We start from the raw sequence: 21,195 nt of genomic DNA, 5'->3' as shown, positions 1-21,195 counted from the left end.
AAAAGGGCGAGCCGGGCGTCGGTTTTCGGCCATGTGGGCCGCCATGCCGCCGCTGTCCCGGCGAAGGAACCGACCGCACTTGACCGATACCCCCGACCGGCTCGCCTCCGACGCGGCCGAGACTGCGCATAACGACCACGAGGCCCGGGACCGCCAGGCCGAAACCATGCCCGCCGCGGCCATGGTGGCTGAACCCGCGCCCGCCCCGGCGCCCGAGGATGAGCCCGAATCATTGATGGCCGAGAGCGCGCCGACAGTCATCGAGCCCGCCGCCGACGCCCCTGATCCCGTATCCGACACGGCCGAGCTGCCGCCGCCCGCGATCGACGCCGCCGCAGAGCCCGAGGCCGAGCAGGACGACGAGGATGAGGATGAGGACGGCGAGGAGGACGATTCCGAGGACGAGGCGCCGCGCACCACCTTCGCCGATCTCGGCCTCTCCGCGCCGATCCTGCAGGCCGTCGCCGAAGCCGGCTACGTCTCGCCGACGCCGATCCAGGAAGCCGCCATCCCCACCGTGCTGATGGGCCGCGACGTGCTCGGATGCGCCCAGACCGGCACTGGCAAGACCGCCGGCTTCACCTTGCCGATGCTCGACATCCTCGCCTCCGGCCGGGCCAAGGCGCGCATGCCGCGCAGCCTGATCCTGGAGCCGACGCGGGAGCTGGCGCTCCAGGTTGCCGAGAATTTCGTGAAGTACGGCAAGCACCTCAACTTGGTGCATGCCCTGCTGATTGGCGGCGAGAGCATGAACGACCAGCGCGCCGTGCTCGAGAAGGGCGTCGACGTGCTGATCGCGACGCCGGGCCGGCTGCTCGACCTATTCGAGCGCGGCCGCATTCTGCTCGCCGACTGCAAGGTCCTCGTCATTGACGAAGCCGACCGCATGCTCGACATGGGCTTCATTCCGGATGTCGAGCGGATTGTCTCCATGCTGCCGCCGATGCGGCAGACGCTGTTCTTCTCCGCCACCATGGCGCCGGAGATCCGCAAGCTCGCCGACGCCTTCCTGCAGAACCCGAAGGAGATATCGGTCTCCGCCCCGGCGAGCGTGGCGACGACCATCACCGCCGGCCTGCTCTGGACGCGCGAGCTCGACAAGCGCGAGGCGCTGCGCCGGCTCATTCGCCGCGAGGAGGTGCAGAATGCGCTGATCTTCTGCAACCGGAAGATCGAGGTCGATGTCCTCTACAAGTCGCTCAAGCGGCATGGTTTCTCGGTCGGCGCTCTGCATGGCGACATGGACCAGCCGAGCCGCTTCGCCACGCTGAACAAGTTCAAGGCGAACGAGCTGCAGTTGCTGGTCTGCTCGGATGTCGCGGCCCGCGGCATCGATATCGGCGGGCTCAGCCACGTCTTCAACTTCGACGTGCCCTTCCACGCCGAGGACTATGTCCACCGCATCGGCCGCACCGGCCGGGCGGGGAAGGAAGGCGCGGCCTTCACCATCGCCACACCGGACGATGCGCGCAACGTCGCAGCCATCGAGAGCCTGACCGGCAAGCCGATCCCGCGCATCGAGGTCGAGGGGCTCGATCCGATCAGCAACGAGGAGATCGCCGAGGCGGCCTCCCGCCCCAAGCGCGGGCGCGGCGGCAGCGCCGGCCGTGGCGGTGGGCGCGAGCGGGATCGCGGCAGCCGCGACCGGCGCCCTGCTCAGCAGGCCGACCGGCCGGAGCGTGGCGGGCGTGACCGCGACCGCCCCGAGCGGAGCCGTGGCGAGCGCGATCGGCCCGAGCGCAACCGCGACCGGGACCGTACACCGGCCGTCGCGCGCGACGAGCGGCCCGCCCGTGAGGAGCGCCCCGTCCGAGACGAGCGCCCTGCCCGTGAGGAGCGCGCCCCACGCGAGGAGCGCCGCTGGGACCGCGAGGCGCCGCGCCGGCGCGACCGGGACCGCGACGATCTCGGCCCGGCCGTTGTCGGTTTCGGTGATGCTGTACCCGCCTTCATGCTGATTCCCATCCCCCGCCCGCGCCGCGACCAGCAGCCGGAGCAGGAAGCCGAGGCGGCGTGACCCCCGGCCCGCGGGCAAAGTCCTGCGGGCGCCTCGCTACCCGTTGTCCGACCGCCCCCCAGGCGCCAAATACCCGCGGCAGAAGAGCCCGAGGAGCCAGCCATGAACGTCGTCACCCAGCCCCCCAAGCGTCTGGCCAGCTTCGCCTGGGAGGACGCCCTGCTCCTCGAGGACCAGCTCACCGAGGACGAGCGGATGATCCGCGAGTCTGCGCATCAGTTCTGCCAGGAAAAGCTGTTCCCCCGCGTCCTCATGGCCAACCGGCACGAGAAATTCGACCGGGAGATCATGAACGAGTTCGGCGAGATGGGCTTCCTCGGCGCCACGCTCGAGGGCTATGGCTGCGCCGGTGTCTCCTATGTCGCCTACGGGCTGATGGCGCGCGAGGTGGAGCGGGTCGACAGCGGCTACCGCTCGGCCTTCTCGGTGCAGTCCTCGCTGGTGATGTACCCGATCCATGCCTTCGGCTCGGAGGCTCAGCGGGAAAAGTACCTGCCGAAGCTGCGCACCGGCGAATGGGTCGGCTGCTTCGGCCTGACCGAGCCGGATGCCGGCTCCGACCCCTCCTCCATGCGGACGCGGGCGAAGAAGGTCGATGGTGGCTACCTGATCTCCGGCTCCAAGACTTGGATCACCAACGCGCCGATCGCCGACCTCGCTGTGGTCTGGGCGAAGGACGATGAGGGTATCCTGCGCGGCTTCGTCCTCGAGAAGGGGATGAAAGGCCTTACTTTCCCGAAGATCGAGGGCAAGTTCTCGCTCCGGGCCTCGACCACCGGCATGATCATGATGGACGAGGTCTTCGTCCCGGAGGAGAATCGGCTGCCGGGCGTGAAGTCCCTCGCCGGCCCCTTCTCCTGCCTTAACCGCGCGCGCTACGGAATCGCCTGGGGCGCGCTCGGCGCCGCGGAATTCTGCTTCCATGCGGCGCGCGACTACACGCTGAACCGCACCATGTTCGGCCGCCCGCTGGCGCAGACCCAGCTGGTGCAGAAGAAGCTCGCCGACATGGAGACCGAGATCACCCTCGGCCTGCAGGCCGTGCTGCGGGTCGGCCGGCTCTTCGACGAGGGCAAGGTGGCGCCGGAGATGATCTCCCTGGTCAAGCGCAACAACTGCGGCAAGTCGCTCGACATCGCCCGCGTCGCGCGGGACATGCATGGCGGCAACGGGATCGTGGACGAGTACCACGTCATCCGCCACGTCATGAACCTCGAGACGGTGAACACCTACGAGGGCACGCATGACGTGCATGCGCTGATCCTGGGGCGGGCCATCACCGGGCTGAACGCCTTCGGGGGCTGATGGCCCTGCGGTGTTCGGTGCCCATGACGTGGCCGAGCTGGAACGGACGATCCAGCTCGCCATCGCGCCGGCCTTCCTGCTGATTGGCATCTTCTCGGCGCTGAACGTACTGGCCGGGCGCCTTGCCCGGCTGATCGACCAGGAAAGGGCCATCCGCAACGGCCTTTCCCCTGCCCCGCCAGGCGAACGGCGCCGCCTGGCGGAACCGACCTGCCATGTCCACCGCGCCATCGCCTGCGGCGTGCTGGCGGCGATGGCGCTCTGCACGCTCATCGTCCGCTCCTTCGGCGGCGTCTTCCTGGGGCTGGCCGTCGCCTGGGTCCTGGCCGGGCTGCTGATCGGCGCGATGCTGCTGCTGGCCGTAGCCCTTGCCTTCTTTCTGACCGAGGTGCGGGTTGCTCCCCACCATCTGCCGCTGACCGGCGACGAGGGCTGACACCGTGGAATTGCTGATCGAGTCCGTGGGCGCCGCCGGCGACGGGGTGGCCCAGGCTGCGGGCGGCCCTGTCTTCCTCTCCCAGGCCCTGCCTGGGGAGCGGGTACGGGCCCGCCTCTCCGGCAAGCGGGCCGAGGTGGATGCCTGGCTCGCGGAAAGCCCGGAACGCGTCGCGCCGCCCTGCCGCCATTTCCCGGCCTGCGGCGGCTGCGTGCTGCAGCACTGGGCCCCCGAGCCCTATGCGGAGTGGAAGCGCGGAAGGCTGGCCGAGGCGCTCTCCCGCGCTGGCTTCCCCGATGCACCGGTCGCCCCGATGGTGACGACGCCGCGGAATTCCCGCCAGCGCGCCGATCTCGGCCTGGAGCGGCTGCCTGACGGCAAAGTGCAAATCGGCTTCCACCAGCGCGGCACCACGGCACTGGTGCCGATGCAGGAATGCCACGTGCTCCAACCCGGGCTGGTCGCGCTGCTCGGGCCGCTGGCCGAGGCGCTCCGCCATATCGAAGGCCTGCGCCGACTCGGCTCGGCCGTGATCAACATGCTGACCAGCGGGCCGGACATCCTGCTCCGGACCGATGCGCCGCTTTCCATGCCGGATCGCCGCCTGCTGGCCGCTTTCGCCACGGCGCAGCGCATCCCGCGCATTGCCTGGGGCGGTAAGGGCGGGCCGGCGGAAGTGGCGGCCCAGCTCGGGCCGGTGCGGCATTTGCTCTCCGGTGCGGAGGTGGTACCGGCGCCGGGCGCCTTCCTCCAGGCGAGCTCCGAGGGCGAGGCAGCCATCATCGCTGCGCTGCTGGAAGGGCTGCCGCGCAAGCTGCCCGGGCGCGCGGCCATCGCCGATCTCTATGCCGGGCTGGGTACGCTGAGCCTCCCGCTCTCCGCGCGCGCCCGGGTCACCGCCTTCGAGGCGGTGCCGGAGGCGGTCGCGGCCCTCGGCACGGCGGCAGGCAAGGCCGGGCTGCGGGTGAAGGCGGTGCGGCGCGACCTCGACCGGCAGCCGCTGGCAGGGCCGGAGCTGCGCGAGTTTGCCGCGGTGGTGCTCGACCCGCCCTATGCCGGCGCCGCCGAACAGACGGCGCTGCTGGCCCGTGCCGGGGTGCCGACCATCCTCTACGTCTCCTGCAACCCTGTCGCCCTGGCGCGGGATGCGAAGCCGCTGCAGGCGGCCGGCTACCGCGTCACCACGGCGGTGCCGGTGGACCAATTCCTCTGGTCGCCGCACCTTGAGGCGGTGGTCGCCTTCACGCGCTGATCGAAAGGCGGAATGGCTTGATCCCTGGTAGTCCCTTCCCACCAATAGGGGCGCGACATTCGCAGGAGAGAGCCATGACCGACACCACCAGCCGCCGCCTTGCGCTCGGCGGCCTTGCTGCCGGGCTGGCCGCCCCGGCGCTGCTGCGGGGTGCCGCGGCGCAGACCGCACCGGCTGCCCCGGCCCCAGCCGCTGCCCCGGTGTCGCAGGCGCCCGGCTTCTACCGCTTCAAGGTCGGCGGCTTCACCATCACCACGGTGCATGACGGCTTCTTCGTGCGGCCGCTGGAAGGCTTCATCCGCAACGCACCGCTTGCCGAGGTGCAGAAGGTGCTGGCGGAGAGCTTCCTGCCGACCGACAGCTTCCGCATCCCCTTCACCGTCACCTTCCTCGACACCGGCAGCCGGCTGGTGGTCTTCGACAGCGGCAACGGCGTGCTGCCTGCGACCGCGACCCAGGGGAAGATGATCCAGAACATGGCCGCGGCCGGCATCGACCCGGCCAAGGTCGATCTGGTGGTGATGAGCCATTTCCACGGCGACCATGTGAACGGGTTGCTGAACGGCGCCGGCGCTGCCGCCTTCCCCAATGCCGAGGTCGTCGTCCCCGCCGCCGAATGGGCTTGGTGGAGCGACACCGGCAACGAGACCCGCAGCCCGGAGGGCCAGCGCGGCAATTTCGCCAACAGCGCCCGCCGCTTCGCGCCCTATCAGGGCAAGATCCGCCAGGTGGCGGCGGGGGTGGAGGTGATCCCGGGCATCCAGGCGGTTGCCGCCCATGGCCATACGCCGGGCCATACCTGCTACCTCATCGCCGATGGCAACGCCCAGGCGATGTTCGTCGCCGATACCAGCAATCGGCCGGAGCTGCTGGCGCGGCGACCGGAATTCCACGCCGTCTTCGACTTCGACGCGCAGATGGCCGAGGCGGCACGGCGCAGGATCTACGATCAGGTGGTGGCCGACCGGATACGCATCACCGGCTACCACTTCCCCTTCCCGGCGAATGGCTACCTCGCCAAGGACGGCGGCGGCTACCGCTTCATCCCGGCGGACTGGTCGAGCGCCGTCTGATCTGCGGCTCCCGGCGGGGTTCACCCGCCGGGGCCTTGAACCCAACCGAGTTTCGATATATCTGTAATTTCGATATGTCGAAACACTATCGGAGAACAGAGATGCGATGCCGCTTCTTCCACCGCGACGAGCGGCACGACCCCTTCGGCCACCGCCATGCCCGTGGCGAGTTCGGCCCACGCGGCGAGCGGCACCATGGCGAGCGTCATCGCCATGGCGGCCGGTCCGGCCGGCTGCTGGAACATGGCGACCTCCGCCTGCTGGTCCTGGCGCTGATCGCCGAGGCGCCGCGGCATGGCTATGACATCATCAAGGCCATCGAGGAGCGCGCGGGCGGCGCCTACTCGCCGAGCCCCGGCGTCGTCTATCCGACGCTGACCATGCTGGAGGAGCTCGGCCATATCGCCGGCGGCCAAGTGGAGGGGCCACGCAAGCTCTACGCCATCACCCGCGAGGGCGAGGCCTGGCTGGTAGCCAACCAGGCGGCGGCCTCGGCCATCCTCGCCCGGCTCGCCGAGCTTGGGGCGGAGGGCGGACCCTCGCCGCAGATCATGCGGGCAATGCACAACCTGAAGTTGGCGCTGCGCCTCAGGCTCGGCCGCGGGCGGCTGGAGCCGGCGCAGGTGACGGCCATCGCTGCGGCGATCGACGCCGCGGCCGTCGCCATCGAGCAGGTCTGACGGCGATGCCGCATTCGGAAGCGCGCGTCGTGCTGGAGAGCCCCGGCCGCTACCTCGGCCAGATCTGCAAGCATTTCGCCCACAAGCTGCCGGTGACGCTGGAGGAGGCGCGGGGCTCCATCGCCTTTCCCATGGGCACCTGCCGGCTGGAGGCGGCCGACGGGCTGCTGGTGCTTCGCGCCGAGGCCGAAGGGGCCGAGGCGCTGGAGCGCCTGCAGGAGGTGGTGGCGCGGCACCTGCTGCGCTTCGCCTTCCGCACGCCGCCCGAGATCGATTGGCTGGCACGCGAAGCAGGCTGAGCGGATATCACCCAGGCGTCGCACCGGCGACATTGCAGCGTCACGGAACGCGGGCTATCCGCTGCCCCTTATGGAAGCCGTGGCCCGCGACCCAATCGAAGCCCTTCGTCCCCGCCGCCTGCGGCGGAAGAAGCCCCTGCGGTTCAAGAGCAGCCTGCCCGGCGGGCGGCTGTTCGACGTCTTTGAGGACCGGCCGCTCGGCGGCAGGGTCCGGGCGGTGCGGCGGATCGCCTCGGTACTGCTCTGGACGCTGGTCTCGATCCCCATCCAGGCCGTACTGCTGCTGCTGCCAGGGCGGCCGAAGGTGGTATTCGCCCGGGTCTACCATGCCGTGCTCTGCCGGCTGATCGGGCTCAGGGTGCAGGTGATCGGCAGGGCCTCGGCCGAGCGGCCGGTGCTCTTCCTCGCCAACCACTGCTCCTGGCTCGACATCCTGGTGCTGGGCGGGACGCTGGAGGGCTGCTTCGTCTCCAAGGCCGAGGTCGGCACTTGGCCGCTGATCCGCACCGTGGCGCGGCTCGGCCGCACCGTCTTCGTCAGCCGCAGCCGCGGCCGGACGGGGAGTGAGGCGGAGGCGATGAAGTCGCGGCTCGCTGCCGGCGACAGCCTGATCCTCTTCCCCGAGGGCACCAGCAGCGACGGCACGCGCGTGCTGCCCTTCCGCAGCGCCTTCCTGGCGACGGCGGGCGCGGCACGGCAGGTGCAGCCGGTCTCGCTGGTCTATGACCGGCTGGGCGGTCTGCCGGCCTGCCGGCGCGACCGGCCGCTCTTCGCCTGGTATGGCGACATGTCGATCGCCAGCCATTTCTGGCGGCTGGCGCGGCGCAGCGGGGCACGGGCGACGGTGGTGCTGCACGAGCCTTTCAGCCCCTCGGCGCTGCCCGACCGCAAGGCGATGGCGGCGGCGAGCTGGACGACGGTCTCCGCCAGCGCAGCACTGCTGCGGCAGAACCGCCCGGCCATGCCCCTGGCGACGGTGTGACCAGAGCAGGCTTGACCGGACCGGCCCGCAAGCCCGAGGCTCGCCCCACCATGCGATTCTCGCCCTCCTCCGGGGCGATGCCCCGGCCCCTCGCCGCTTGACCGCGGCCTCCCGCCTGCGCATTTGCGCAAGCAGCCTCGGCGCCGCCGCGCCGATGGGGTGGAGTGGGCCTTTGGCATGACGGTACCGGACGCAGCGACACGGAAGCGGCTCTTCCTCCGCACCTGGGGCTGCCAGATGAATGTCTATGACAGCACCCGCATGGCGGATGTGCTGGCCCCGCTCGGCTATGCGCCGGTCGAGGCGCCGGAGGGGGCCGACATGGTCATCCTCAACACCTGCCATATCCGCGAGAAGGCAAGCGAGAAGCTGTTCTCCGAACTCGGCCGGCTGCGCGAGATGAAGCGGGAGCGCGAGGCCGCGGGCGGGGGCATGGTGCTTGCCGTCGCCGGCTGCGTGGCGCAGGCGGAGGGCGCGGAGATCACCCGCCGTGCCCCTTGGGTCGATATCGTCCTCGGGCCGCAGACTTACCACCGCCTGCCCGAAATGGTGGCGCGGGCAAGCCGTGCCGCCGGTGCCGTCATCGAGACGGAGATGCCGGTCGAGCAGAAATTCGACCACCTGCCGGAGCAGGCGGCCAGCCAGGGCATCACCGCCTTCCTCACCGTGCAGGAGGGCTGCGACAACTTCTGCTCTTTCTGCGTGGTGCCCTATACGCGCGGGGCCGAGTATTCGCGCCCGGCGGCAGCGGTGGTGGCCGAAGCGCGGCGGCTGGTGGCGGGCGGAGCGCGGGAGATCACGCTGCTTGGGCAGAACGTCAACGCCTATCACGGCGAGGGCCCGGGCGGCCGCGCTTGGGGGCTTGGGCGGCTGATCCGCGAGCTGGCCGAAATTCCGGGCCTGCTCCGGCTGCGCTACACCACCAGCCATCCGCGCGACATGGACGACGACCTCGTCGCCGCCCACCGCGACATCCCGGCGCTGATGCCCTATCTGCACCTGCCGGTGCAGTCGGGCAGCGACCGGGTACTGGCAGCGATGAACCGCGGGCACACGGCGGCCGAATTCCTTGCCGTCGTCGAGCGGCTGCGGGAGGCGCAGCCGGACCTCGCCCTCTCCTCCGACTTCATCGCCGGACACCCGGGCGAAACGGCGGAGGATTTTGCCCAGACCATGGCGCTTGTGGAGCGGGTTGGCTTCGCCCTCGCCTACAGCTTCAAGTATTCGCCGCGGCCCGGGACGCCGGCGGCAGGCGCGCCCTTCCAGGTGCCGGAGGCGGAGAAGGATGCGCGCCTTCAGGCGCTCCAGACGCTGCTTCGGGCGCAGCAGGATGAGTTCAACCGCTCTCGCGTCGGGCTGGTCGCGCCCGTGCTGCTGACCGGACCGGGGCGGCATCCTGGACAGGTTGCCGGGCGTTCCCCCTGGTTGCAGCCGGTGCATCTGGCGGCACCGCTCGACATGGTCGGGCGCGAGGTGCCGGTGCGCATCCTTGCCGCCCATCCGAATTCCCTTTCCGGCCTGCTGGCGGCCGCAGAGGGTGCCCCCGCAAGCCTGCCCGCAGAGGAGCCCGCCCCCGCTTGAACACCGCCCCCATCGTCGTCCGCGCCGGGGAGGCCCGCGGAGCGCGGCCTGCCTCCCCTCCCCCCGCATCGCCGGAGCAGCGCAGCGTTACGCTGCAATTCGACGATAATGCCCTGCTCCCCCTTCTCTACGGGGAACACGACCGCCATCTGGCGCGCATCGAGCAGCGATTGGGGGTCAGGCTCGGCTCGCGCGGCAACCGGCTGACCATTGCCGGCGGGACGGCCCGAACCGAAGTGGCGGAAGTGGCGCTAAAGGCGCTTTGGCGGCGGCTCGAGAAGGGCCAGCCGGTAGGAACGGCAGACGTGGAAGCAGCCTTGCGCATGGCCGAAGGGGACGCCGAGGGCGATCCGCGCCTGCCCTTGCAGGACCGGCCGGAGATCCGTACCCGGAAGGGGGCGATCGCGCCCCGCACCCCGGCCCAGGCCGCCTATATCGACCTGCTGGCACGGCAGGAGATGGTCTTCGGCATCGGCCCGGCCGGCACCGGCAAGACCTACCTTGCGGTCGCGCAGGGGGTGGCGCTGCTGCAGGCCGGGCGGGTGGACCGCATCGTGCTCAGCCGGCCGGCGGTGGAAGCGGGAGAGCGCTTGGGCTTCCTCCCCGGCGACCTGAAGGAGAAGGTGGACCCCTATCTCCGCCCGCTCTATGACGCGCTGCACGACATGCTGCCAGCGGAACAGGTGGCGCGGCGGATCACCTCCGGGGAGATCGAGATCGCGCCGCTGGCCTTCATGCGCGGCCGCACGCTGGCGCATTGCTATGCGATCCTCGACGAGGCGCAGAACACCACGCCGGCGCAGATCAAGATGTTCCTCACCCGCATGGGCGAGGGGACGCGGATGGTGATTACCGGCGACCCGACCCAGGTCGACCTGCCGGCGGGCCAGAGGAGCGGGCTGAGCGATGCGCTGGCCATCCTGAACGGGGTGGAAGGCATCGGCGTCGCCCGCTTCGACGAACGCGACGTGGTGCGCCATCCGCTGGTGGCGCGCATTGTCGCGGCTTATGGGCGGGCCGATGGGCAGGCGGGACAGCCTGGCCGGGGGCCGAAGAAGGAACGCGATGGAACCGGACAGTTGCCGTCCTGACGACGAAACCCTGGAGGATCCCCTCCAACCGGTGCTCCCCGCAGTGCAGGTCGATGTGATGGTGGACGACCCTGCCTGGCGGCGCATCCTGCCGCGGGCCGAAGTCTTGGCGCGCCGCGCCGTCGCCGCGGCGCTGGCGGGAAGCGGGGCGGAGGGCCTCGTCACCGTGCTGCTGGCCGATGACCGGGCGCTCAAGCGGCTGAACGGCGAGCATCGTGGCAAGGAAAAGCCGACCAATGTGCTGAGCTTTCCGGCCGGCGCACCAGGCCATCTCGGCGACATCGCCCTCGCCCTCGGCGTGGTGCGGCGTGAGGCGGAGGCGGGCGGCAAGGCACTGCCGGCGCATTTCGCCCATCTCGTGGCGCATGGCGCGCTGCACCTGATCGGCCATGACCATCTGGCGGCCGGCGAGGCGCGGCGGATGGAGCGGGCCGAGGCGCGGGCCATGCACCGGCTGCGGCTGCCCAACCCCTGGAGGCATGCGGCATGAGCGCCTCGAACGGGAATGGCCGCGACGGGCTGCTCTGGCGCCTGCAGGGGCTGCTCCGGCGGCGGGAGGCGGAAAGCGTCCGCGACCGCATGGAGGAGCTGATCGAGGAACAGCGGGAGCCGCACGAGCCGGGCGAGCGCGGCGCGGCGGATGCCGACGACCTCGACGCGCAGGAACGCGCCCTGCTCGGCAACGTGCTGAAACTGCGGGACAAGACCGCGGGCGACGTCATGCTGCCGCGCGCCGACATCATGGCGATGCCGGAGGACTACACGCTGGAGCAGGCCATCCGCCTGATCCAGCGCGACGGGCACAGCCGCTACCCGGTCTTCCGCAAGCAGCTCGACGACATCGTCGGCATGGTCCACATCAAGGACGTGTTCGCGAGCGTCGGCAACGACGCCTCCTTCGACATGAAGGCGATCCTGCGCAAGCCGCTCTTCGTGGTGCCCTCCGTCCCCGTGCTCGACCTGCTGCTGCAGATGCGCCAGGCGCGGATCCACATGGCGCTCGTCGTCGACGAGTATGGCGGCATCGACGGCCTCGTCACCATCGAGGACCTGGTCGAGACCATCGTCGGCGACATCGCCGACGAGCATGACGAGCCGGGGCCGCCGCAGCTGGTGGAAAAGCCGGACGGCACGATCGAGCTGGATGCGCGGATGCCGGTCGAGGATTTCGAGGCGAAGCTCGGCCCGGTGCTGACCGATGAGGAGCGCGCCTCCGACATCGACACCATGGGCGGGCTCGTCTTCAACCTCGCTGGGAGGGTGCCGGCCAAGGGCGAACTTGTCTCGCATTCCTCGGGCCTCGAGTTCCGCGTGCTGGAGGCCGACCCGCGGCGCATCCGCCGGCTGCGGGTACGCCGGCCCGGGGCGCAGCAGAAGCAGGCGGCGGAGTAGCGGAGGGAGCCGGGCCATGGCGTTCAAGGGCAAGCCCCCGGGCAGCGGGTCGGGCGAGATGTCCCGCACCACCCAGGCGCTGCGCCCCGCCATCGCGCTCTCCGAGGCGGAGGCGCGGCGGGCCCGGGCCCTGCGCCGCCAGGGCGAGGCGCCGCCGGTGATCGCGGACAGGCTCGGCCTGCCACTCGAGGAGGTGGAGAAGGCTCTCCTCCAGATGCGCAACCCGCGGCCGGAGACGACGCGCGGGACGCTCAACGTGACGCTCGCCGCGCATCGCTTCGTCTTGAGCGAGCGGCAGGGCGAGGAGCCTTTGTGGCAGACCATGGACCGGCTGGTGGACGAGCTGATCCGCCGGCGGGCGGAGGCATCGCGCCGCAGCGCCACGCGCCGCAGCGGCCAGACGGCGGATGAGTGGCTGCCTGGACTCGACGCGCCGGAGCCCCAAGGTTGAACCTGGGAACCCAGGCCGTCTACGATACGTTCCAGATCGCATAACCTCGCGCCAGGCCCGTCGGTTGCGGGCTGGGCCGTCTCGGCAGCCTCCCGCTCGGGCGACCCGCCGGCCGCATGGAAGACAGGATGACCGCCCAGCCTGACACCACCGATGGCGACCCGCCTCGCGTTTCGACCGGCAGCGCCGGCCTCGACCACATTCTCGGTGGCGGCTTCGATGCCAATCGCCTCTATCTCTGCGAAGGCCGGCCCGGCACCGGCAAGACCACCCTCGCCCTGCAATTCCTGCTGGAAGGTGTAAGGCGGGGCGAGCGGGTGCTCTACATCTCCCTCTCCGAGACGGAGCGCGAGCTGCGGCTGGTTGCCAAGCGGCATGGCTGGACGCTGGACGGCATCACGGTCTTCGAGTTGGTGCCGGCGGAGGCGAGCCTCGACCCGAGCCGGGAGCTGACCGTCTTCCATCCTGCCGAGATCGAGCTGAACGAGACGACGCAGCTGGTCTTCGACCGGGTGCAGGCGCTGAACCCGTTGCGCATCGTCTTCGACAGCCTCTCCGAGCTGCGGCTGCTGGCGCAGAACTCGCTTCGTTACCGCCGGCAGATCCTGGCGCTGAAGCATTTCTTTACCAACCGCGACTGCACGGTGCTGATGCTGGACGACATGTCCTCAAAGGCGGACGACCTGCAACTCCACTCCATCGCCCATGGCGTGGTCTTCCTCGAGCAGATGGCGCTCGACTACGGCTCCGAGCGGCGGCGCCTGCGCGTGGTCAAGATGCGCGGCATGCCCTTCCGTGGCGGCTACCACGACTTCACCATCCGGCGCGGCGGGCTCGAGATCTACCCGCGGCTGGTGGCGGCGGAGCATCGTGGGGCGCCCGCGACGGGGTTGGTCGGCAGCGGGAGGCCAGGGCTCGATGCCATGCTCGGCGGCGGGCTGGAGCGCGGAACCAGCATGCTGCTGCTGGGCCCGGCCGGGGTCGGCAAGTCCGCCCTGTCGCTGACCTATGCGCTCGCCGCGGCGGAGCGTGGCGAGCGTGCGGTGGTCTATGCCTTTGACGAGGGCGTCTCCACCATCCTCACCCGTGCCGCAGCGCTTGGCATCTCCTTGCAGCCGGCGGTCGAAGCCGGGCTGGTGCGCATCCAGCAGATCGATCCGGCGGAACTCTCGCCGGGCGAGTTCGCACATCTCGTTCGCAACGCCGTAGAGCAGGACGGGGCGCGCGTCATCGTCATCGACAGCCTCAACGGCTATCTCAGCGCCATGCCGGACGAGCGCTTCCTCATCCTGCAGATGCATGAGTTGCTCAGCTACCTGAACCAGACCGGCGTGCTCACCCTCCTGGTGCTGGCGCAGCATGGGCTGGTCGGCCCGATGCAGACGCCGGTGGATATCAGCTATCTCAGCGATGCGGTGCTGATGCTGCGCTATTTCGAGTTCGAGGGCGTGGTGCGCCGGGCGCTGTCCGTGGTGAAGAAGCGGAGCGGGGCGCATGAGCGCTCCATCCGCGAGTTCAGGCTCGGGCGCGGCGGCATCGCCATCGGGCCGCCGCTGCGCGAGTTCAGCGGCATCTTCACCGGCACGCCGCAGTACAGCGGCACCAGCGCCCTCCTGCTGACCGACGATGAACCAGGCCAGCTCTGACCTCGCCAGCCCGCGCGTGCTGGTCCTCGCCCCCACCGGGCGGGACGGCACGGCTTCGGCCGAGCTGCTGTGGCGGGCGGCGCTCACTACCGAGGTCTGTGCCGATCTGGGCGCGCTGGTGGCAGGGCTGGAGGCGGGGGCGGATGCGGCCTTCGTCGCCGAGGAAGCGCTGATGGGCCGGCCGATAGAGCCGCTGCTCGATTGGGTGGAGCGGCAGCCGCCCTGGTCCGACATGCCCTTCGTCATCCTCACCAGCCACCGCCAGACCTCGCAAGCCGTGGCCGGGCGGGCGCGGCTGGTGGCGGCGCTGCGCAACGTCTCCCTGCTGGAGCGGCCGGTGCAGGCCATCACCCTCACCAGCAGCCTGCAGGCGGCGGTGCGGGCGCGGCGGCGGCAATACGAGGTGCGGGCGCATCTGGCCGAGCGGGAGCGGGCCGAGCGCGGGCTGGAGGCGCTGGTCACCGCACGGACGCAGGAGCTGGAAGCGGCGAACGAGGCTCTCCGCGCGCAGATCACCGAGCGCGAGCGGGTGGAGGAGACGCTCCGCCATGCGCAGAAGATGGAGGCGATCGGCCAGCTCACCGGCGGCGTCGCCCACGATTTCAACAATCTGCTGATGGTGATCTCGGGCGGGCTCGACATGCTCGGCCGGCAGCGGGACCAGGCGCGGCAGAAGCTGTTGATGGACGGCATGCGCCAGGCGGCCGGGCGCGGCGCGGCCCTGACCCGCCAGTTGCTCGCCTTTTCGCGGCGCCAGGCCCTGACCTCGGAGGCGGTCGATCTCGCCCGCCAGATCGGCGGCATGCGGGAGCTGCTGGACCGCAGCCTTCGCGGCGACGTGCATGTGGCGCTCGACTTCGCCGAGGGGCTGTGGCCGGTGGAGGTCGATCCCGGCGAGCTGGAGCTGGTGGTGCTGAACCTTGCGGTGAATGCGCGGGACGCGATGCCGGAGGGCGGCACCATCGTCATCCGTGGCGAGAACCGGCCGGGCCTCGATATGGACGGGCTGCACGGGGATTTCGTCGCCTTCTCCGTCGTCGATACCGGGACCGGCATACCGCCCGAGGTGCTGGAGCGGGTCTTCGAGCCTTTCTTCACGACCAAGGACATCGGCAAGGGCTCCGGCCTTGGCCTGGCGCAGGTCTATGGCTTCGCGCAGCAATCGGGCGGCACGGTGCGGATCGACACGGAGCTCGGGGGGGGCACGACGATCTCGCTGCTGCTGCCGCGCTCCCATCGCACCCCGGCTGTCGCGGAGCGGCACCTGATCGATCTGCGGGTCGAGCGGCGGGCCGATGCGCCGCTCGCCCATGTGCTGCTGGTCGAGGACGACGATGAGGTGGCGGCGCTGGTCGGCGAGATGCTGACGACGCTCGGCTTCGAAGCGACGCGGGCGGCGAGCGCCGCGGCTGCGCTCGGCGCACTGGCGGACGGACGGCCGGTCGACCTCGTTTTCTCCGACGTGATGATGCCGGGCGGCATGAACGGTGTGGATCTCGCGCGCGAGGTGAAGCGGCGGCGGCCCGGCCTGCCCGTGATGCTGACCACCGCCTATGCCGAGGCGGCGAAGCGCGACGCCGAGGCGGAGGGCATCGCGGTGCTGCCCAAGCCCTACCGGCTGGAGGAGCTGGCGGCGGCGACGCGGATGGCGCTCGGCCGGCCGTGACCAAGCCTGCCCTGCTGCGTTGCGGCGGGATGGATGATGCACCGGCCAAGGACCCCTTCGATATCGACCTCGTCTTCCGCCTGTTGCGGGAGTCCGTGGCGCGGCTGCCCAAGGCGGCGATGTTCGAGTTGCGGGACCGAGGCTTCGGCTCGCCCTTCGAACAGCTTGTCGCGGCGCTGATCTCGGCGCGGACGCGGGACGAGGTGAGCCTGCCCGTCTCCGAGCGGCTCTTCGCCGTGGCGCGGACGCCGGAGACGATGGCCGGGCTGGATGAGGCGCGGCTGATCGGGCTGCTGCACGGCGCGACCTTTCCGGAGCCGAAGGCACGGGACATCCTGGCGCTCTCGCGGCAGATCGCGGCGGCCGGGGCGGTGCCTGACACGCTCGAGGGGCTGATGGCACTGCGCGGCGTCGGGCCGAAGATCGCAGCGCTGACCCTCGGCGTCGGCTTCGGGAGGCCAGCGATCTCGGTCGACATCCATGTTCACCGCATCGTCAACCGCTGGGGCTATGTGGCGGCGACGACGCCGGAGCGGACGATGCAGGCGTTGGTTGCGGTCCTGCCGGAGCGCTACTGGATCGAGATCAACGAGCGGCTGGTGCCCTTCGGCAAGGCGATCTGCACCGGCGAGCGGCCGCGCTGCGGCGGCTGCCTCCTGATCCAGCAATGCCGGCAGGTGGGCATTGCGCCTACTCGTCCCGGCGCGGACGGGCCAGGAGCTGCGCCATCGCCTCGGCGACGGTCGCCTCGCCGGCCAGCAATGCCGTGACGGCAGCGCAGACCGGCAGCTCGACACCGGCGGCCGTGGCGCGCGCAAGCAGGGCGGGGGCGGTGGCGGCGCCTTCGGCGACGCTCGACTTGCCGGCCAGCGCCTCCGCCAGGGAGAGGCCGCGGCCGAGGGCGAGGCCGAGCGCGGTGTTGCGGCTGGAGGGGCCGGTTGCGGTCAGGAGCAGGTCCCCGAGGCCGGAGAGGCCGGCGGCGGTCTCGGCGCGGCCACCGAGCGCGACGACCAGGCGGGAGAGTTCGGCAAGGCCGCGGGTGATGAGGGCGGCGCGGGCATTCTCGCCAAGCCCGGCGCCGATCACCGCGCCGGCGGCGATGGCGATGACGTTCTTCGCCGCTCCGCCGACCTGCACGCCGAGCGGGTCGTCGCTGCCATAGAGGCGGAAGCCGGGGGTGGCGAGGTGGTCAGCGGCCATCGCGCGGAGGGCCGCGTCCTGGCTGGCGAGCACGGCGGCGGTCGGGAGGCCGGCGGCGACCTCATGGGCGAAATTCGGCCCCGACAGAACGGCGGCGGGGTGTCTGGGGCGGAGTGCGTCGAGGAGCTCGAGGGGGAGGAGAAGGCTGCCCTGCTCGACGCCCTTCGCGGCGATGACGAGGGGCGGCAGGCGCTCCGGCAGGCGACCGAGCAGCGGGCGGATGTGCTGGGTGGGGACGGCGAGCAGGGCGAAGGCGACGCCATCGAGCATGGTCGGCTCGGCGGTGACGGTGATGGCAGGCGGGAGCGGCGTGCCGGGAAGGTGGAGACTGTTCCCGCGCGTCGCCTGCATGATGGCGGCACGGCCCGGGTCACGCGCCCAGAGCACTACCTCATGCCCGGCGCGGTCGGCCTGCACCGCGAGCGCCGTGCCCCAGGCGCCGGCGCCGATGACGGCAATGCGGGGCATCGCTTCTCCCCTTCCCTACTCCGCAGCGATGCGGGTGACGGTCCAGCCCTCGCCCGGCTCGCGGCTGCCGAGGCGGTCGAGGAGGGCTCGGAGGATGCTGGCCGCCTGCTCCTCGAAATGCCAGGGCGGGTTGGAGATGAGCAGGCCGCAGCCGTTGAGCCGCTGCGGGTCGGTCGGCTCGCGCAGCCAAAGCTCGGCGGCGAGGAGGTCGCGGACGCCCGACTCCTGCAAGGCGGTGTGGAAAGCGCGGACCGGGGCGCGGTGCTTGATCGGGTACCAGCAGGCCTGGACGGCGGCGCGGAAGCGATGGGCGACGAGGGCGATGCCGGCGGCCATGCGCTCAAACTCGCCCTCCTGCTCGAAAGGCGGGTCGACGAGCACGAGGCCGCGGCGCTCCGGGAAGGGTGTCAGGGCGCGGAGGGCTTCCCAGCCGTCGCGGAGATGGACGGCGACCTGCGGGTCGCGGCGGAACCGGGCACGGAGGATGGCGTGGTCCTCCGGATGCAGCTCGCAGGCCAACAGATGGTCCTGCGGGCGCAGCAGCGCGCGGACCAGGACGGGGGAGCCGGGATACCAGGCCGGGGCGCCGGCGGCGCGGACCAGGGCGAGGTAGTCGGCGAGCGGGCCATCCTCAATGTCGAGCAGGCGGAGAATGCCGCGCTCGGCCTCGCCGGTGCGGCCGGTCTCGGGCGCGGCGAGATCATAGGCGCCAAGCCCGGCATGGGTGTCGAGCACGCGGAAGGGCGTCGCCTTGACGGCGAGCGCCCGCAGCAGCGCGACCAGCAAGGCGTGCTTCATACAATCGGCGAAATTGCCGGCATGGAAGGCGTGGCGATAGTTCACGCGCCGAGCGCGACACTCGCCCCGTGCCGAGTTTCCTCCGGTCGGCAGAGGCCAGCGATGGCGGGCGCCACATCGGCCGGCTGGCGGAGGCTGGCCGGATTCTCGCCGGGCATGGCGACGGCGCGGAGGCGGGTGGCGACGGGGCCTGGATCGACGAGGTTCACGCGAAGCGGGGTGCTCTCGACCTCGGCCGCCCAGGAGCGGGCAAGATGCGCCTGCCCAGCCTTGCCGAAGCCGTAGAGGCCCCAATAGGCACGCGGCGCCTCGGCCAGCGAATCGGTGAGGAAGACAGCGCGGCCGGCCGGCGCCGCGCGCAGCGGCGGGTCGCAGGTGCGGATCAGGCGCCAGGTGGCGGTGAGGTTGACGGCGATGCTCGCCTGCCAGTCGGGCGGCATGATGTGGGCGACCGGCGTCAGCTTGGGCAGCAGGCCCGCGGCATGGACCAGGATGTCGAGCCGGCCGAAGCGATGCACGATCGAGGGGCCGAGCATGTCCATCTTCTCGGCATCCTTGGCGAGGTCGAGCGGGAAGAGCGTCGCTTGCCCGCCCGCGGTGCGGATGGCGTCGTCCAACTCCTCCAGCGCGCCCTGGGTACGGGCGGTAAGCACGCAATGGGCGCCCATCCGCGCGAGTTCCAGCGCCACCGCCGCGCCGATGCCGCGGGAGGCGCCTGTAATCAGGGCAACGGAGCCTTCCAGCGGCATCGCCATCAGCCAACCTGCAACAGGGAGAGTTGGCGGTCGCTGTTCGCCTGGGCGTCGCTTAGCGGGATGGCGTAGTCGCCGGTAAAGCAAGCGTCGCAATAGGCCGGCTGCGCGGTATCGCGACCGGGCTTGCCGAGGGCGCGGTACAGCCCGTCGAGCGAGATATAGGCTAGGCTGTCGACGCCGATGATCTTCGCCATCTCCTCGAGGTCATGCGTCGCGGCGAGCAGCTTGCCGCGCTCCGGCGTGTCGATGCCGTAGTAGCAGCTATGGGTCGTCGGCGGGGAGGAGATGCGCATATGCACCTCGCTCGCCCCGGCGGCGCGGACCATCTCGACGATCTTCTTGCTGGTCGTGCCGCGGACAATGCTGTCATCGACCAGGATGACGCGCTTGCCCTCCAGCATCGGGCGATTGGCGCTGTGCTTCAGCTTCACCCCGAGATTGCGGATCTGGTCGGTCGGCTCGATGAAGGTGCGGCCGACATAGTGGTTGCGGATAATGCCGAGCTCAAAGGGGATGCCGCTCTCGAGCGCATAGCCCATCGCTGCCGGCACGCCGCTGTCAGGCACCGGAACGACGACGTCGGCAGAGACGCCGCTCTCGCGGGCCAGCTCGGCGCCGATGCGCTTGCGGGTCTCGTAGACCGGCGTGCCCTCGACCACCGAATCCGGGCGGGCGAAGTAGATGTACTCGAAGATGCAGAAGCGGTCCGGCTGCTTGCCGAAGGGCTTGATGCTGTGCACGCCCTTGTCGTCGATGATGATGATCTCGCCGGCATCGATGTCGCGGACGAATTCCGCGCCGACGATGTCGAGCGCGCAGGTCTCGCTGCACAGCACCCAGGAGGTCGGCACGCCGTTGGTGCCGCCCAAGCGGCCGAGGACGAGGGGGCGGACGCCGAGCGGGTCGCGTGCGCCGATCAGCGCGCCGTCATGCAGCGCGACCAGGCTGTAGGCGCCCTGGACCTGGCGCAGCGCGTCGATCAGCCGGTCCACCACCGTCGAGTAGAGGCTGATGGCGATGAGGTGGATGAAGACCTCGCTGTCCGTCGTGCTCTGGAACAGGCAGCCGCGGTTGACGAGGCTGCGGCGCAGCGCCATCGCATTGGTGAGGTTGCCGTTATGCGCCACGGCGAAGCCGCCGAAGGCGAAATCGGCATAGAGCGGCTGGACGTTGCGCAGCGCCGTTTCGCCGGTGGTGGCGTAGCGGTTGTGGCCAAGGGAGGCGCGGCCGCGGAGCGAGGCCATGATCTTGGCGTCCGAGAAGGTGTCGCCAACCAGGCCGCGGCCGCGATGAGCGTGGAAGATGCCGCCCTCGTCGAGGCTGACGATGCCGGCCGCCTCCTGCCCGCGATGCTGCAGGGCATGCAGGCCGAGCGCCGTCAGCGCCGCCGCGTCATTGGTGTTCCAGATGCCGAAGACGCCGCATTCCTCATGGAATTTGTCATCGTCGGGGGCGGCGAGCCGCAGGGCCTCTTCGGTCATGGGATGGTCCTCACGTCCGGTTGCGGGCAGGCGGCCGCTCGAAGTCTTCCTGCGTCGGAATGGGGCGGGCCGGGGGAGAGGCCACGCGGGGGCGGTATTCAGCGGGGAGCTGCGCGACGAGCCGTTGCGCGCCTTCGATCACTAACGGCAGGGAGCGCGCCTCCCGCACCGGTTCCGGCCAGCGCTCGGTCGCCGGCAGCACCATGCCGCCGAGGATATAGGCAAGCACCACGAGGAAGGCACCCCGGGCGATGCCGAAAAGCATCCCAAGCGCCCGGTCGGTGCCACCGAGCATGGAGTTCTGCACCAGCCGGGCGATCTGCGCGATGATGACTTTCAGCACGATCAGCACCAGGAGGAAGACGCCGCCGGCGGCCAGCGCATCGGCGAGCCAGGGCGGATCAACCGTACCCTGGAGCAGGGGCGCAACGGAGGGGCGCAGGACGAGGGCAAGGGCGGCGGCGCCGATCCAGGCCCCCACCCCCAGCACCTCCTGCACCAGTCCGCGCAGGAAAGCGAGCACCGCCGAGACGGCCAGCACCGCCAGGACCACAGCATCGACCCAGGTCATCGTGCGCGGGGTATAGCGATGGGGGTTGGGGGTGTCCACGCGCGCCAGCAG

At 70.8% G+C, this 21,195-nt stretch carries 21 protein-coding genes; 16 read left to right on the top strand and 5 right to left on the bottom strand.

Features of this window, described 5'->3' with window-relative positions:
* Positions 1 to 31: 31 nt before the first annotated feature.
* From JMJ56_RS19470 to JMJ56_RS19395, 16 genes are all read left to right on the top strand, one after another.
* Positions 32 to 2,017, top strand: coding sequence for a DEAD/DEAH box helicase (locus tag JMJ56_RS19470; protein WP_202833435.1), 1,986 nt, complete (start codon positions 32 to 34; stop codon positions 2,015 to 2,017).
* Positions 2,018 to 2,119: 102 nt separating this feature from the next.
* Positions 2,120 to 3,322, top strand: a complete 1,203-nt coding sequence (locus JMJ56_RS19465) for an acyl-CoA dehydrogenase (protein WP_202833434.1) — start codon at positions 2,120 to 2,122, stop codon at positions 3,320 to 3,322.
* 10 nt (positions 3,323 to 3,332) lie between these two features.
* Positions 3,333 to 3,758, top strand: coding sequence for a DUF2721 domain-containing protein (locus JMJ56_RS19460; RefSeq protein ID WP_202833433.1), 426 nt, complete (start codon positions 3,333 to 3,335; stop codon positions 3,756 to 3,758).
* Positions 3,759 to 3,762: 4 nt separating this feature from the next.
* The gene (locus JMJ56_RS19455) at positions 3,763 to 5,010 is read left to right on the top strand and encodes a class I SAM-dependent RNA methyltransferase (RefSeq protein WP_202833432.1); all 1,248 of its coding nucleotides are present in this window, start codon (positions 3,763 to 3,765) and stop codon (positions 5,008 to 5,010) included.
* 74 nt (positions 5,011 to 5,084) lie between these two features.
* Positions 5,085 to 6,083, top strand: coding sequence for an MBL fold metallo-hydrolase (locus tag JMJ56_RS19450; RefSeq protein WP_202833431.1), 999 nt, complete (start codon positions 5,085 to 5,087; stop codon positions 6,081 to 6,083).
* A 101-nt stretch (positions 6,084 to 6,184) separates the two neighbouring features.
* Positions 6,185 to 6,763, top strand: coding sequence for a PadR family transcriptional regulator (locus JMJ56_RS19445; protein WP_202833430.1), 579 nt, complete (start codon positions 6,185 to 6,187; stop codon positions 6,761 to 6,763).
* Between the two features lie 5 nt (positions 6,764 to 6,768).
* On the top strand, positions 6,769 to 7,062 hold the full coding sequence (locus JMJ56_RS19440) for a DUF2218 domain-containing protein (RefSeq protein ID WP_202833429.1): 294 nt from the start codon (positions 6,769 to 6,771) through the stop codon (positions 7,060 to 7,062).
* A gap of 70 nt (positions 7,063 to 7,132) precedes the next feature.
* Entirely contained in the window at positions 7,133 to 8,044 is a 912-nt protein-coding gene (locus JMJ56_RS19435) for a lysophospholipid acyltransferase family protein (protein WP_202833428.1), read from the top strand.
* A gap of 177 nt (positions 8,045 to 8,221) precedes the next feature.
* On the top strand, positions 8,222 to 9,625 hold the full coding sequence (gene miaB / locus JMJ56_RS19430) for a tRNA (N6-isopentenyl adenosine(37)-C2)-methylthiotransferase MiaB (protein WP_202833427.1): 1,404 nt from the start codon (positions 8,222 to 8,224) through the stop codon (positions 9,623 to 9,625).
* Entirely contained in the window at positions 9,622 to 10,716 is a 1,095-nt protein-coding gene (locus JMJ56_RS19425; protein WP_407927930.1) for a PhoH family protein, read from the top strand. The genes miaB and JMJ56_RS19425 overlap by 4 nt, the downstream gene beginning before the upstream one ends.
* A 31-nt stretch (positions 10,717 to 10,747) precedes the next feature.
* Complete coding sequence (ybeY, locus tag JMJ56_RS19420; protein ID WP_328702426.1) at positions 10,748 to 11,206, top strand: rRNA maturation RNase YbeY; 459 nt, start codon at positions 10,748 to 10,750, stop codon at positions 11,204 to 11,206.
* Positions 11,203 to 12,108, top strand: coding sequence for a hemolysin family protein (locus tag JMJ56_RS19415; protein WP_043362108.1), 906 nt, complete (start codon positions 11,203 to 11,205; stop codon positions 12,106 to 12,108). The genes ybeY and JMJ56_RS19415 overlap by 4 nt, the downstream gene beginning before the upstream one ends.
* A 16-nt stretch (positions 12,109 to 12,124) precedes the next feature.
* Positions 12,125 to 12,559 (top strand): hypothetical protein, encoded by a 435-nt coding sequence (locus JMJ56_RS19410; RefSeq protein WP_202833425.1) that lies wholly within the window; start codon positions 12,125 to 12,127, stop codon positions 12,557 to 12,559.
* Positions 12,560 to 12,687: 128 nt separating this feature from the next.
* Positions 12,688 to 14,205, top strand: coding sequence for an ATPase domain-containing protein (locus JMJ56_RS19405; protein WP_202833424.1), 1,518 nt, complete (start codon positions 12,688 to 12,690; stop codon positions 14,203 to 14,205).
* Positions 14,186 to 15,871: an ATP-binding protein gene (locus JMJ56_RS19400; RefSeq protein ID WP_202833423.1), complete on the top strand. Its 1,686-nt coding sequence runs from the start codon at positions 14,186 to 14,188 to the stop codon at positions 15,869 to 15,871. Before JMJ56_RS19405 ends, JMJ56_RS19400 begins: the two co-directional genes overlap by 20 nt.
* A complete protein-coding gene (locus JMJ56_RS19395; RefSeq protein ID WP_328702425.1) occupies positions 15,868 to 16,641 on the top strand; it encodes an endonuclease III in 774 nt (257 codons plus the stop codon). The genes JMJ56_RS19400 and JMJ56_RS19395 overlap by 4 nt, the downstream gene beginning before the upstream one ends.
* Here the strand turns inward: JMJ56_RS19395 and JMJ56_RS19390 are convergent.
* Genes JMJ56_RS19390 through JMJ56_RS19370 form a run of 5 tightly spaced genes read right to left on the bottom strand, consistent with a single transcriptional unit; the run spans position 16,562 to position 21,183 of the window.
* A complete protein-coding gene (locus JMJ56_RS19390; RefSeq protein WP_202833422.1) occupies positions 16,562 to 17,539 on the bottom strand; it encodes an NAD(P)H-dependent glycerol-3-phosphate dehydrogenase in 978 nt (325 codons plus the stop codon). The two genes, JMJ56_RS19395 and JMJ56_RS19390, sit on opposite strands and share 80 nt — an antisense overlap.
* A 15-nt stretch (positions 17,540 to 17,554) precedes the next feature.
* The gene (locus JMJ56_RS19385; RefSeq protein WP_202833421.1) at positions 17,555 to 18,382 is read right to left on the bottom strand and encodes a 23S rRNA (adenine(2030)-N(6))-methyltransferase RlmJ; all 828 of its coding nucleotides are present in this window, start codon (positions 18,380 to 18,382) and stop codon (positions 17,555 to 17,557) included.
* Positions 18,379 to 19,092 carry an SDR family NAD(P)-dependent oxidoreductase gene (locus tag JMJ56_RS19380; RefSeq protein WP_202833420.1) on the bottom strand — a complete coding sequence of 238 codons (714 nt, stop codon included), beginning with the start codon at positions 19,090 to 19,092 and terminating at the stop codon, positions 18,379 to 18,381. Before JMJ56_RS19380 ends, JMJ56_RS19385 begins: the two co-directional genes overlap by 4 nt.
* On the bottom strand, positions 19,092 to 20,573 hold the full coding sequence (gene purF / locus JMJ56_RS19375; protein WP_202833419.1) for an amidophosphoribosyltransferase: 1,482 nt from the start codon (positions 20,571 to 20,573) through the stop codon (positions 19,092 to 19,094). Before purF ends, JMJ56_RS19380 begins: the two co-directional genes overlap by 1 nt.
* A 10-nt stretch (positions 20,574 to 20,583) precedes the next feature.
* Positions 20,584 to 21,183, bottom strand: coding sequence for a CvpA family protein (locus JMJ56_RS19370; RefSeq protein WP_328702424.1), 600 nt, complete (start codon positions 21,181 to 21,183; stop codon positions 20,584 to 20,586).
* Positions 21,184 to 21,195: the final 12 nt, after the last annotated feature.

The sequence above is a fragment of the Belnapia arida genome, assembly GCF_016773205.1.
Taxonomy (GTDB): Bacteria; Pseudomonadota; Alphaproteobacteria; order Acetobacterales; family Acetobacteraceae; genus Belnapia; species Belnapia arida.
The sequence above is the reverse complement of the archived record's forward strand: the minus strand, read 5'-3'. Positions and strand labels throughout refer to the sequence as shown.

Coding starts and splice junctions, on each gene's coding strand:
- JMJ56_RS19470 (WP_202833435.1), top strand. CDS start 32: ATGTGGGCCGCCATGCCGCCGCTGTCCCGGCGAAGGAACCGACCGCAC.
- JMJ56_RS19380 (WP_202833420.1), bottom strand. CDS start 19,092: ATGGCGATGCCGCTGGAAGGCTCCGTTGCCCTGATTACAGGCGCCTCC.
- JMJ56_RS19465 (WP_202833434.1), top strand. CDS start 2,120: ATGAACGTCGTCACCCAGCCCCCCAAGCGTCTGGCCAGCTTCGCCTGG.
- JMJ56_RS19450 (WP_202833431.1), top strand. CDS start 5,085: ATGACCGACACCACCAGCCGCCGCCTTGCGCTCGGCGGCCTTGCTGCC.
- JMJ56_RS19435 (WP_202833428.1), top strand. CDS start 7,133: ATGGAAGCCGTGGCCCGCGACCCAATCGAAGCCCTTCGTCCCCGCCGC.
- JMJ56_RS19400 (WP_202833423.1), top strand. CDS start 14,186: ATGAACCAGGCCAGCTCTGACCTCGCCAGCCCGCGCGTGCTGGTCCTC.
- JMJ56_RS19405 (WP_202833424.1), top strand. CDS start 12,688: ATGACCGCCCAGCCTGACACCACCGATGGCGACCCGCCTCGCGTTTCG.
- JMJ56_RS19390 (WP_202833422.1), bottom strand. CDS start 17,539: ATGCCCCGCATTGCCGTCATCGGCGCCGGCGCCTGGGGCACGGCGCTC.
- JMJ56_RS19440 (WP_202833429.1), top strand. CDS start 6,769: ATGCCGCATTCGGAAGCGCGCGTCGTGCTGGAGAGCCCCGGCCGCTAC.
- miaB (WP_202833427.1), top strand. CDS start 8,222: ATGACGGTACCGGACGCAGCGACACGGAAGCGGCTCTTCCTCCGCACC.
- JMJ56_RS19445 (WP_202833430.1), top strand. CDS start 6,185: ATGCGATGCCGCTTCTTCCACCGCGACGAGCGGCACGACCCCTTCGGC.
- purF (WP_202833419.1), bottom strand. CDS start 20,573: ATGACCGAAGAGGCCCTGCGGCTCGCCGCCCCCGACGATGACAAATTC.
- JMJ56_RS19415 (WP_043362108.1), top strand. CDS start 11,203: ATGAGCGCCTCGAACGGGAATGGCCGCGACGGGCTGCTCTGGCGCCTG.
- JMJ56_RS19410 (WP_202833425.1), top strand. CDS start 12,125: ATGGCGTTCAAGGGCAAGCCCCCGGGCAGCGGGTCGGGCGAGATGTCC.